Here is a 12217-nt window from a genome sequence, read left to right as displayed (position 1 = left end):
TATTGGTAATTAAGAGAATTTAAAGTGAAAAAGAAAAGATAGTGTTAAGGGGGATATTTACCCATATTTCAGAGAGGGGAAGTTGGTGTTTATCAACTAACTATTGAGATAGAGAAAGATAAATTATTTTAATTATTTAAATAATTTAGTATAATTATTAGTGACATCTTGAATTCCGCATAGATCTTGAGAAAAAGGAGAGATTTTTGGATGAAACGAGAGGATTTATTAGCACCCGAGGTTTATAACTTAGTCTCAGAGGTTGAGCACTATGCGCAAAATAGTGATAAACTGGCGATTCAATGGGAAGATGAGCAGGGTGAGAAAAAGGAAATTACATATAAGCAATTAATGAACAAAGCGAACAGAATTGGAAACGTTTTCGTGGATAAAGGCTTAGAAAAAGGCGATGTTGTTCTAGTAATCATTCCTCGTCTTGTAGAAGCTTACCAAACATACTTAGCTGCGCTTAAAGCAGGAATGGTTGTCATCCCTAGCTCAGAAATGTTAAAAACTAAAGACTTAAAATATCGTATTAACCATGGTGATGTCAAAGCAATTATTAGTTATGCACCTTATGTATCTGAATTCAACGAGATAAAAGAAGCGGAAAATCTGCCAAAATTCATTATTGGAGGAAATGCGCAAGGGTGGATTTCTTTAGATGAAGAAATGGAAAGAGCTAATGAGTCGTTTAAAATAGTAGAAACGAAGAAAGACGATATGGCTTTTCTTTCCTATACTTCGGGAACAACTGGCAACCCAAAGGGTGTCGTTCATACCCATGGGTGGGCATTTGCTCATTTAAGAACTGCAGCTACACATTGGCTTGGTATTGAGGAAGGGGATACCGTATGGGCAACTGCAGGCCCAGGTTGGCAAAAATGGATATGGAGCCCATTTCTTTCCGTATTAGGATCAGGCGCAACAGGGTTTGTTTATAACGGAAAATTTGAACCGAAAAAATATTTACAGCTCTTGCAGGATTATGAAGTGAATGTGCTTTGCTGTACACCAACAGAATATCGTTTAATGGCAAAAGTAGATCGTATTGGTCAATATAATTTATCAAAGCTTCATAGTGCTGTTTCAGCAGGAGAACCTTTGAACCGAGAAGTCATTGATATTTTTGAAAAACATTTCGGGCTTGAAGTAAGAGACGGATATGGACAGACGGAAAATACATTGCTTGTAGGTGTCACGAAAGGTATGGGGTTAAGACCAGGTTCAATGGGTAAACCAACACCAGGGAACAGAGTAGAGATCATTAATGAAGACGGCAGGCCATGTTCAGTGGGTGAAGTAGGGGATATTGCTGTTCATGTTGATACGCCAGCATTATTTAAGAATTATTATAAAGATCCAGAAAGAACTTCCATGCAATTCCGTGGGGATTACTATATTACAGGGGATAAAGCTAAAATGGATAAAGATGGGTATTTCTGGTTTGAAGGACGAGGTGATGATATTATCATTAGCTCTGGTTATACTATTGGACCATTTGAAGTTGAAGATGCCCTCGTGAAGCATCCATCCGTCAAAGAGTGTGCAGTTGTAGGTAGTCCAGATGAAGTAAGAGGTTTGATAGTTAAAGCCTTTATCGTTTTAAAAGACGACGTCGATGAAAATGATGCTAATCTAATTCCAAGTTTACAACATCATGTAAAAGAGCTCACGGCTCCTTATAAATATCCACGAAAAATTGAATTTGTCAGCGACTTACCAAAAACAACTTCAGGAAAAATTATGAGAAGAGAGTTACGAAAACAAGAGGCTTCAAAAACGACCGCAAACTAAATATAAAGAGGCAGAAGAAAATAAAAATCTTCTGTCTTTTTTATATTGAGTGATATAGAAGAATGTGCTTTTTTTGTTATACTGAAGAAAAATAATAAAAGGAGTCAAATGGAATGGGAACACTTTGGTTTGGCGGAAAAGTGTATACAATGCAAGCAGTAAATGATTATGTTGAAGCTGTTTTTACAAGAGAAGGGCGAATTATTGCAACAGGGAATGAAGCTGAGTTGAGACATCTCTATCAGCATGAGTTGACAAAATTAGTGGATTTAAAAGGTAGTGTAATGCTCCCAGGCTTTGTTGATAGTCATATGCACTTAATTGGTCATGGGGAAAAACTTATTCGCCTTGATTTATCGCAATTCACGTCAAAAGAAGCGAGCTTACAAGCTCTAAAAGAATATAGTAAAGATGCCAACCCTGGGGAGTGGATTATTGGAGAGGGTTGGAATGAGAATCTCTGGGATGAAGCAGAACCTATCGTTGCTAGTGATATAGACAAATGGGTAAATGATCACCCTGTTATGCTTAAACGAGTATGTAGGCATGCAATTAGTGTGAACACAATGGCAATGGCGCTTGCAGGCATTTCAAAAACGACAGTCTGTCCCTCAGGTGGTGTAATTGAAAAAGATGAGGGTGGACAACCGAATGGGTTATTAAAGGATCAAGCACAAGAGCTGATTACAACTGTCATACCGTCAGTAACTGATGCTTATATGCTGAAGGCTATGAAAGCCGCTATTCGTGATGCACACCGATTAGGTCTTACAGGGGGACATACAGAAGACCTGAATTATTACGGTGGATTTGAACAGACCTATCAAACTTTTAATAAGGTGATAAAAGAGGGCAATCTTCCGTTTAGAGCGCACTTACTCGTTCATCACGAGGTGGTCGATGAACAGCAAGCGAAGGCGGTTTCTCCACATCCATTTATTGAATTTGGTGCGATGAAAATATTTGCAGATGGAGCACTTGGCGGAAGAACTGCTTTATTAAGTCACCCATATGCAGATGATAAGGAAACAAGTGGAGTAGCAATATTTACACAAGAGGAGTTAAATAACTTAGTAGAGAAAGCTCGTTCGTATTCTATGCCTGTTGCCATACATGCGATTGGCGATCAAGCATTCGAAATGGCCTTAACTGCAATAGAGGCACATCCACAACATACTAAAGATAGAGATCGAATCATCCATGCGCAAATATTAACGGAAGAGCTGATTGAGCGAGCGAAAAAACAACCATTAGTTCTTGATATTCAACCGAGTTTTGTTTCATCTGACTTTCCTTGGGTAATTGATCGAATAGGAGAAGAGTATATGAAATGGTGCTATGCTTGGCGTACTCTTATAGAAGAGGGTGTAATATGTGCAGGTGGATCGGATGCACCTATTGAACCACTAAGCCCTTTGCTAGGTATACATGCAGCAGTTACCAGAACAAATGTGAATGATCCGAGTGAAACCGTTTATGATATCAACCAAACACTTTCATCTTATGAGGCGGTATGGTTATACACGAGAGGAAGTGCTTATGCATGTAGTCATGAGCATGAACGTGGGATGATTGTAGAGGGGTTTGTAGCGGATTTTACGATTTTAAAAGAAGATATCTTTAACATTCCTGTGCAAGAAATTCCCAACATCTCTATAGAAATGACTGTGGTGGCAGAGGAAATTGTTTATACAAAAAGTTGAAAAACTATTGTCTATTCCATTCTTTTAGGCGTATAATACATTTTATTTCGATAATGGAAAGAATTGAGGATGGGAAATGGCGCAAGATGTTAAGCAAGGTGTAATTTATGCAGGTTTGTCGTATGTGTTATGGGGAATACTGCCGATTTATTGGAAGTTGATAGGTGGGGTTAGTGCTTTAGAAACACTTGCTAACCGGGTCATTTGGAGCTTTGTTTTCATGCTGATTCTATTGCTATTATTAGGTAAGTTGCGTGCTTTTATGATTGTTGTAAAAGGACTATGGCAAACAAAGAAGCAGTTGTACGGATTAATTATAGCTTCTCTATTAGTAAGTGCGAATTGGTTTATCTTTATATGGGCTGTAAATAATGGACAAATTATTGAAACAAGTATGGGATACTATATTAATCCGTTGATTAGTGTACTACTAGGGATGGTCGTATTCAAAGAGCGGTTATCTGTTTCTCAATATGTTTCTTTTGCCCTAGCAGCCATTGGTGTGATTATCTTAACAGTTTCGTATGGTTCATTTCCTTGGATTTCCTTTTTACTTGCTTTAACCTTCGCACTGTATGGGTTAGCGAAAAAAATGGTAAAAGTAGATGCAGCCATTGGTCTTACACTTGAAACGATGGTCATTACACCCATTGCTTTACTATATATGGGTAATTTGTTTGTGCAGCAACGACAGATGCTGTTTAATGAAAATGTAGGTTTAGATTTATTGTTAATAGGTGCTGGAGTAGCAACAGCCGTACCATTACTCCTTTTTGCTAACGGGGTCCAAAGAATACCCCTTTCAATGGTAGGGTTTTTACAATACATTGCGCCAACAATCATGCTTATTTTAGGTGTGTTTGTATATGGTGAATATTTCTCCAAAGCACATTTCTTATCCTTTTTGTTTATATGGATTTCGCTGACTATCTATTCTTTATCCCGTACAAAGTGGGTTTTATTATGGGAAAGTAAAATAGCCAGAGGAAAACAAATAGGAATGTGAAGATTCGGCTGATATCACCTTTGTCTAATATCTTTTCCTTAGATATCGGCAATTTTCTTAAATAAAGGTCACTTAAGTTGGTGGATGCAAACTTAACTATTGTGTATACCATTTTGAATAAAGCCGTTGAAATTTTAAGATTATAAAATTTCAACGGCTTTTCATTTCGATATTACCATTCGATTCAAACACTTATTACATAGCGTTTATTTGTTGTCCTGACAATTCTTATAAAAAGGTTCTCTTCACTTTTTCCCAAAAGGAGTTGTCTTTTAGCTTAACGGTTTTTATACTGTGTGGACTTAAGGTGATTTTTATTTCATCTACATGCTGGATACTTAACGCTTCATTATCCATCCCCATGATAGGGTGATCATTTCCCTCGTGTGTAATCTTTAATGTTAAGGTTCTTTGCTCTCCTAAAATAAATGAAGAACCTAGTGTGCGATATTTATTATTATTTAAAGAGGCAAGCTCGCTTACTTGTAGACAAGGTAGCATGGGGTCTACAATTGCACCGTTGACAGATTTATTATAAGCGGTACTACCAGTAGGAGTGGAAACAATCATTCCATCTCCACGGAATGTTTCAAATAATTGACCATCAATATAGATTTCCATCACTAATGTTTTGATAATACTAGAACGGATGGAGAATTCATTTAAACACTGAAATGAGGTTTCACCATCAACTGTAACTTGGATTGTGGGATATTTACGGACTTCTATATTTTCGTTTTGTGCTGCTTCTAGCATTTTCGAAGGCTCATTTAATTGGAAGTCACAGTAAATACCTAATGGCCCATGTGTCGAAATTCCAGCGTATAGACAATCATCACGGAATCCCGTTTTTCTTACTGCTTGTAAGAAAGCCCCATCTTCTCCAATACTAACAATAATGGTCGCTTCTCTCGGATCTGTTACTATAGTGAATCCATGATGGGTTGCTTGTTGTTTTAAATTTTCAACAATTACAAGTGTTTCGGCGTCTTGTTTATGGTAGAAATATAAAAGTCGTTGATGCATGAAAAAACCTCCTTTAATGTTTCATAAAAAATGTGTTGGAAAGATAGAATGAATAAAGGTGCTTATGATTTGAAGAAGTGACATTTTTTGCTATCATAAGAAGAGATAACCTACTCTTCTCCATTCTTATTCTATGGGAAGATGATGTATAATTCAAAGGAGGAATGATGGAATGACAGCAAAGAGATGGGCTGCTTTGGGAATTGCTGCTGTTTTATTTGTTTTTTCGGTAGGAATTAATTTCATGTCTAACTTGGCGTCAACGAATTTTGAAGATACCTTTTCAAACTTGATGGCCACAGGCGAAGATTCTTTTACTGAAGAAATGATCGAAACAGGAGACTCTTTAAATAAAATTGCTGTATTAAATTTAAATGGGACGATTCAGGATACGGGTGAGAGTGGCTCATTATTAGCAACTTCTACATATAACCACAATCGTTTTATGAAATTATTAAACCATGTGAAAGATGATTCCACTGTTAAAGGTGTTGTAATAAAAGTGAATACACCAGGTGGGGGCGTTGTTGAGAGTGCGCAAATTCACGATAAAATTGTTGAAATTCAAGAAGAGGCGAATAAACCTGTGTATATTTCTATGGGTTCTATGGCTGCGTCTGGTGGGTATTATATTTCAGCTCCGGCGGAAAAAATCTTCGCTAGTGCAGATACAATGACAGGATCATTAGGTGTCATCATGCAAGGGGTGAATATTACTGAGCTTGCAGATAAGATAGGCATTGAATTTAATACAATTAAAAGTGGCGAATTTAAAGATATTATGAGTCAAACGAGAGAAATGACTAAAGAAGAACAAAATATTTTACAAGATATGATAGATAATGCTTATCAAGGATTCGTAGAAGTGATTGCTTCTGGGCGAGAGATGTCAGAAAATCAAGTCCGTGAACTAGCAGATGGTCGTATCTATGATGGTCGCCAAGCATTAGATAATCAATTGATTGACGGGTTAGGCTATGCAGAAGATGTTATTAATGAGATGAAAAACGATGTGGGCTTAGAAGACGCTGCTGTTATTCAATATAGCGATAATGTTGGTTTTGGCTCATTTCTTAGTGTAGCAGCAAATAAAGTTGCTGGGAATGATCTGCAAATGGAAGGTGTAATGAAGCTTCTTACACAGCCGAATTCCCCACGCCTAATGTATTTATATGCTGAATAGAAAGGAGGCGCTTTAGGATGCATAATCAAGACGAACCAAAAAATAAGGAATTGTTCCAACAAGAAGGTTCTGAAGAAGCGGTGCTTTCCGAACAACCTGGGCAATTGATAACAATGACTGAAGAATATCGGTTAGCGGGGTTTTGGATGAGGTTTTGGGCGTATTTATTAGATTGGATCATTATTGGTAGCATTAATGGTATCCTTACTTACCCTGTTTTTAGAGCGTTAGATGTTTCTTTAAATAACTCATCTTACTTTTCTGCTGTCGCCATTGCAACCGCGTTGACCTTCTATTTGTATTTTGTTCTTATGACGAAATACCTCGGGCAAACTTTAGGAAAAATGGTATTCGGTTTAAGAGTCATTCAAATAGACGGAGGCAAGCTTTCCTGGGGAACGATTCTTTTTAGAGAGTGGATTGGTCGCTTCATTTCAGGTACAGTGATGATGCTTCCTTACCTTGTCGTTGCCTTTCATCCAAAAAAGAAGGGCATACATGACCTGTTTGCTGATACAACAGTTGTCCATGAGAGATAATTGAATAGCTAGGCATATAAAAGTCATTCCTTTAAGGGATGGCTTTTTTGTTATGTGAAATAATCAGTGTATGTAATTAACCCAAGCTCACTGCTTAGCTTTTTATATTGTCTACTTGACAGGGGCAAGACCAATATGGGGCTATTTAACTAAAGCTCCGTTAGTTAGTTAAATAAGAGCCTTTACAAATCCTATGCTTTTTGCTTCATATCCCATATTTTTATAAAATTGATGTGCATTATCTCGTTCTGTACGATTTCCACTATTTAAACCAATCCCATCAGCACCTGAATTTATTGCAATGCTTTCGGCTTCAGTTAATAAACGCCTTCCTATTCCTTTATTTCTAAATTTGGAATCCACTACAAAAGCAATTACACGAGCGTATATACCATCTTTGTTATAAAGGACACCAGTATGAAATCCAACCATTCCAACAATTTTTTCTTTATAGATTGCAACTAAAGTATAATGGTTTGTAGTAGCTTCAATATTATTAAACCTAACCCTCATTTGCTCTATTGAGGTCTGATAACCAAGTTGTTCCATTAATGATGCTAATTCTTTTATATCATTTGAAGTTGCTTTTCTAATCTCCATTTGTTTCTCCCCCCTAAAATCAAATCAATAATATATTCCATATAATTTCAGAGAAATCCTTGTTGAATTAACCTGCTTACTCGTGAAATTATCTTACTCAATAAAGGTGGGCTTTCATTCCTTCAAATGCTTTTTGTAATGCTTCTTTTTTTGTATTTTCCCTTTTTACACCATAAAAAATAACCAATAATATCCATTAGTGCTATAATTATCTTTTTGAAGGAGTGTGAAAGAATGATAAAAAGAAAATTAGTCACCTCACTATTAACATTTTTTATATCTACCTTAATAATTACTCTATTTGTTCCGATTGATATTTTATTAGGTGAAAATAATGAACCACGCGATTTTTTCAATTTTTTTGATGACTTTATAATTTACTCTATTTATATTGGAGCTGGAATTTTTCTTTATGGTTTACCTTTATCGATTGTCATAGAAAAAATATTAAAGAAATCTAAAGAAGCACGTTTTTTCTTTACTTTTGCGTTCCATCTTCTATTAGGAATTATCCCTTTTTTTTTATTATGGTTTTTCACCTTATTTTCAATAATGATATCAGTTTTATTCTTTATTGTTGACGAAATCTTGAGGACTATAAATAGTAAAAGCTTTAAAAAATAAGATCATGGTATATTTCTACACCAAGGGTAGTAATTGTTTTTCAAAAAGAAAAAGCCTTTTTACTAATTAATGTAATAAGGCTTTTTCTTTTTTTATCGTTATTATTGTTAATATGTTGAATTAAACCTGTGATTTGGTTCATATGGCCATAAATACTTGAACCCTTTATTTGCAAAAGCATGAATTCTATTAGAAACATCAGAGTTTGGTATAAAAATATACATTTCATGGGACGGAGCTTGATCATGTTGACCGGTTATATTGTAACTACTATTTTTAAATACTGTGGCTTAATATGTAAGTAATATCTGGTGAAAGGGCATCTCCGAAAGGTATTCCTACATCATGTTTTAGTTGATAATTAACTCTTGTTGAATTTTTTACTATGTTAATTATTTTAATACCTGTATCAGGTGCTGTACCAACCCAAAGTGGTCTATAAGAATAATCATAGAAGAAAGTAGAGTTAACCTTTTGCGAAGCTAATTGGTACCAAATGAGCAATAAAATTTGCAGATGTTAATTTAGGAAAGTTTAACAAAAGGTAAAAATGACCATACTAATTGCTTGAAAGGCAGGGGTGCTCATATGGTTTGGTTCATCATAATTGCTGGTCTTATTCTTTTATTTTTACTTCTTATTTTAGTTATATTATTTTCAAAACTCTCCATTACTGTTCACTTTTATCATTATGATAAACAAAGTCACCTCAGTATAAAGTTAAAATTTTGGAAATGGCTTAAGTATACAATTGATATACCTTTGATGGAAGTTGACCCGCAAAATGCTGAAATTAAAATAAAGGAAGAAAAAACAGCATCAGGAGGAGAGACGAAAGAGGACTCGAAGAATATAACTGCAGAAGATTTGTTAAATAGTTTTAAGGATATGGATGAGCTCTTAAAGCATGTTGTTTCTCTGTATCATATTATTCGTCATTTCATGAGTAAGGTCATTGTTCGTCAGCTGCGTTGGCATACAGTTATTGGTGTAGGTAATGCAGCGGTAACGGGTGTCTTAACTGGTGGGTTTTGGTCTGTGAAAGGAAGTATAATTGGTGTGTTAAGCCATTATATGAAATTAAAGACAAGACCGGATATTGCTATTTCTCCACAGTTTCAATTTGCGGTTGCCCAAACCTCTTTTATATGTATGATTCAATTTCGTATCGGGCATGCTATGCTTGCAGGATTTAAACTGATTAAATTTTGGAAAGGTGGCAAAGCTCATTTTAAGACGAGTCAGCTTTCTGTTTTATCAGGTGATAAACCTAAAACATACTAGATGAGAAGGGGCGATTGAGAATGTCTGATCATCCAATACAAGGCTTGATGACAACTGCAATGGAAAACCTGAAAGAAATGGTAGATGTAAATACGATAATTGGTGACCCAGTAGAAACACCCGATGGCAGTGTGATTATTACAGTTTCAAAAGTGGGCTTTGGTTTTGCTGCTGGAGGCTCGGAGTTTATGATGGATGCAAGCAAAAAAGATAGCAATAATGGTGAATCCAAGGGTCATCCTTTTGGTGGAGGTAGCGGTGGAGGTGTTTCTATCACACCAATCGCATTTCTTATCGTTAACTCTCATGAAGTAAAAATGGTTCACTTAGATGAGAGCACTCATCTATATGAAAAGATCTTAGATTTAGCACCTCAAGCAGTAGATAAAATCCAACATTTATTTAATAAAAAGGACCATAAAGAAGAATCATCTAATGAGAAAGAGCATCATGAGAAAAATAATCTAGACTTTTAAACAAATATGTTTCTCAATTAAAAATCTGAACAATATTCAAATTCGACTGTAGGAGGTTTGAATCGTTCGGATTTTTCTTTGTGCCTGTCTTTTTTTTCATTGGATTCATTTCAATTGCAAAAAAGATTCTGAAAAGCTATCATTTAAACGTACATACTTATAAATAAAGGAGGAAGTAATGATGGCATCAGTTACATTTAAAGGGAATCCTGTTACACTGCTAGGAAGTGAAGTGAAAGTTGGGGATCAGGCGCCTCAGTTCTCTGTCTTAGCCAATGATTTATCTGAAGTTACTCTAGCTAATACAAAAGGGAAGATCCGTTTAATTAGTGTGGTTCCTTCAGTTGATACAGGCGTTTGTGATGCACAAACAAGAAAGTTTAATGAAGAAGCATCTGGACTAGATAATGTAGAGGTATTAACCGTTAGTGTGGACCTTCCATTTGCTCAAAAACGCTGGTGTGCTGCTTCCGGATTAGAAAATGTGCAAACTCTTTCAGATCATAGAGATTTATCTTTTGGTGAAGCGTATGGTGTTGTAATGCAAGAGCTTCGTTTGTTAGCTCGTTCGGTATTTGTTGTAGATTCTAATGACCAGGTGGTTTATGTAGAATATGTTGGAGAAGGAACAGATCATCCAAACTATGAAGCGGCAATTGAAGCAGCAAAATCAGCAAAGTAAGTAGGATAAATAATAAGCACGAGCAGTTTCTGAATCATTTTCAGAAGTTGCTTGTGCTTTTTAGTACAATCCTTCTCTCACCAATTCGTTGTCCTATCAGTTGTCTCTTTACACCTCTCCCCCAGTAAAAAGCTATACATGATATGTTTTACTTCGTTTTTTATTGAAATCAATTTGTTAGAAAATATGAAATAAACTTCATTACTTGTGAATGGTTATAAAGCTAGGTACAATAAGGAGATAGAGTATAGGAACGGGAGCGATGATGAACAATGAAAGTTTTGCCGGTGGAAGAAGTGTTTACATTATTAAATGAAACGGCTGAGTTATTGAAGGAAGAATTAAATGTTACATATCTTGAGGCATTAGCAGAAACGGGAGAAAATGTATTTCAAGGAGCAATACTTCAAGAGGAACTAAGCGAACTGACAACTAAGCGTCTTGAGAAAAGTTATGAATCCTTTCATATAAGTAAATTTGAAAAAGAAGATTTAAGAAAGGGATTTCAACTGGCTATTCTTAAAGGCATGAAAGAAAATGTTCAACCTAACCATCAAATGACACCAGATTCTATTGGATTGTTAATGGGTTATTTAGTTAATAAGTTTATTGATCAATCTTCTTTCTCCTTATTAGATCCAGCGGTTGGAACCGGTAACCTCATCACAACAGTGATGAATGCACAATCTGGTAAAATGGTAGAAGCAACAGGTGTGGAAATTGATGATCTCTTAATTAAACTTGCTTATGTGAATGCGAACTGGCAGGAGCATCCTATCCGCTTCTACAATCAAGATAGCTTAGAGCCATTATTCATTAATGAAGTAGATGTGGTTGTAAGTGATTTACCAGTTGGCTATTATCCAAACGATTTACGCGCGCAAGATTATGAGCTTAAAGCTGATGAAGGTCATGCTTATGCCCATCACTTATTTATAGAACAAAGCTTTAAACATGTAAAAGAGGGCGGATTTCTGTTCTTATTAATTCCTAACGGTCTGTTTGAAAGTCCACAAGCACCAAAGTTACATGACTTTTTGAAGAAGTACGCAATTATTCAAGGTTTATTACATTTACCATTGAATTTATTCAAAAATGAACAAGCAGCTAAAAGTATATTTATCCTTCAGAAAAAAGGTGAAGCTGTCAAACCTCCAAAAGAATCATTACTTGTTAATTTGCCATCCTTGTCAAAAGCAGATGACGTTGATCGTGTCTTAACAAAAGTGAGTAATTGGATTAGAGAAAACAAAGGTTCCTAATGATGATGAAAGGATTTCGGTAAAAAATACCGAGG

General features: G+C 35.8%; 12 protein-coding genes. 10 read left to right on the top strand and 2 right to left on the bottom strand.

All coding sequences use genetic code 11. The annotated features are described in order from the left end of the window. The first annotated feature begins 210 nt into the window (after nt 1-210). The 3 genes from MKX67_RS17305 (at nt 211) to rarD (ending at nt 4506) form a co-directional block, all read left to right on the top strand. Nucleotides 211-1797, top strand: coding sequence for an acyl--CoA ligase (locus tag MKX67_RS17305; RefSeq protein WP_328198111.1), 1587 nt, complete (start codon nt 211-213; stop codon nt 1795-1797). Nucleotides 1798-1910: 113 nt separating this feature from the next. Beyond that, complete coding sequence (locus MKX67_RS17300; RefSeq protein ID WP_342488495.1) at nt 1911-3500, top strand: amidohydrolase; 1590 nt, start codon at nt 1911-1913, stop codon at nt 3498-3500. A 76-nt stretch (nt 3501-3576) separates the two neighbouring features. Beyond that, the gene (gene rarD, locus MKX67_RS17295) at nt 3577-4506 is read left to right on the top strand and encodes an EamA family transporter RarD (RefSeq protein ID WP_342488494.1); all 930 of its coding nucleotides are present in this window, start codon (nt 3577-3579) and stop codon (nt 4504-4506) included. A 228-nt stretch (nt 4507-4734) separates the two neighbouring features. On the opposite strand, the gene MKX67_RS17290 is transcribed toward rarD, so the two are convergent. After that, nucleotides 4735-5532 (bottom strand): NAD kinase, encoded by a 798-nt coding sequence (locus MKX67_RS17290; RefSeq protein ID WP_322910341.1) that lies wholly within the window; start codon nt 5530-5532, stop codon nt 4735-4737. A gap of 172 nt (nt 5533-5704) precedes the next feature. Between MKX67_RS17290 and sppA the strand changes: the two genes are divergently transcribed. Together sppA and MKX67_RS17280 are read left to right on the top strand one after the other, a co-directional pair. Then, nucleotides 5705-6715, top strand: a complete 1011-nt coding sequence (gene sppA, locus MKX67_RS17285; protein WP_307316836.1) for a signal peptide peptidase SppA — start codon at nt 5705-5707, stop codon at nt 6713-6715. Between the two features lie 113 nt (nt 6716-6828). Continuing rightward, on the top strand, nt 6829-7254 hold the full coding sequence (locus tag MKX67_RS17280) for an RDD family protein (RefSeq protein ID WP_342489286.1): 426 nt from the start codon (nt 6829-6831) through the stop codon (nt 7252-7254). A 168-nt stretch (nt 7255-7422) separates the two neighbouring features. Here MKX67_RS17280 and MKX67_RS17275 read toward each other — a convergent pair whose 3' ends face one another. Then, nucleotides 7423-7854 carry a GNAT family N-acetyltransferase gene (locus MKX67_RS17275; protein WP_307319564.1) on the bottom strand — a complete coding sequence of 144 codons (432 nt, stop codon included), beginning with the start codon at nt 7852-7854 and terminating at the stop codon, nt 7423-7425. A 234-nt stretch (nt 7855-8088) separates the two neighbouring features. On the opposite strand from MKX67_RS17275, the gene MKX67_RS17270 reads away from it, so the two are divergent. The 5 genes from MKX67_RS17270 to MKX67_RS17250 all read left to right on the top strand — a co-directional run bounded on the left by MKX67_RS17270 (nt 8089) and on the right by MKX67_RS17250 (nt 12182). Next, on the top strand, nt 8089-8478 hold the full coding sequence (locus tag MKX67_RS17270) for a hypothetical protein (RefSeq protein WP_307319567.1): 390 nt from the start codon (nt 8089-8091) through the stop codon (nt 8476-8478). A gap of 588 nt (nt 8479-9066) precedes the next feature. Next, nucleotides 9067-9762 (top strand): DUF2953 domain-containing protein, encoded by a 696-nt coding sequence (locus MKX67_RS17265; RefSeq protein WP_095372278.1) that lies wholly within the window; start codon nt 9067-9069, stop codon nt 9760-9762. 20 nt (nt 9763-9782) lie between these two features. Next, nucleotides 9783-10238: a GerW family sporulation protein gene (ytfJ, locus tag MKX67_RS17260; protein ID WP_095372279.1), complete on the top strand. Its 456-nt coding sequence runs from the start codon at nt 9783-9785 to the stop codon at nt 10236-10238. Nucleotides 10239-10419: 181 nt separating this feature from the next. Continuing rightward, nucleotides 10420-10920 (top strand): thiol peroxidase, encoded by a 501-nt coding sequence (gene tpx / locus MKX67_RS17255; protein ID WP_095372280.1) that lies wholly within the window; start codon nt 10420-10422, stop codon nt 10918-10920. A 272-nt stretch (nt 10921-11192) separates the two neighbouring features. Then, a complete protein-coding gene (locus tag MKX67_RS17250; RefSeq protein WP_095372281.1) occupies nt 11193-12182 on the top strand; it encodes a class I SAM-dependent methyltransferase in 990 nt (329 codons plus the stop codon). The last annotated feature ends 35 nt before the right edge of the window (nt 12183-12217 follow it).

The sequence above is a fragment of the Cytobacillus sp. FSL W7-1323 genome, from assembly GCF_038595015.1.
Lineage (GTDB): Bacteria > Bacillota > Bacilli > Bacillales > Cytobacillaceae > Cytobacillus > Cytobacillus kochii.
The sequence above is the reverse complement of the archived record's forward strand: the minus strand, read 5'-3'. Positions and strand labels throughout refer to the sequence as shown.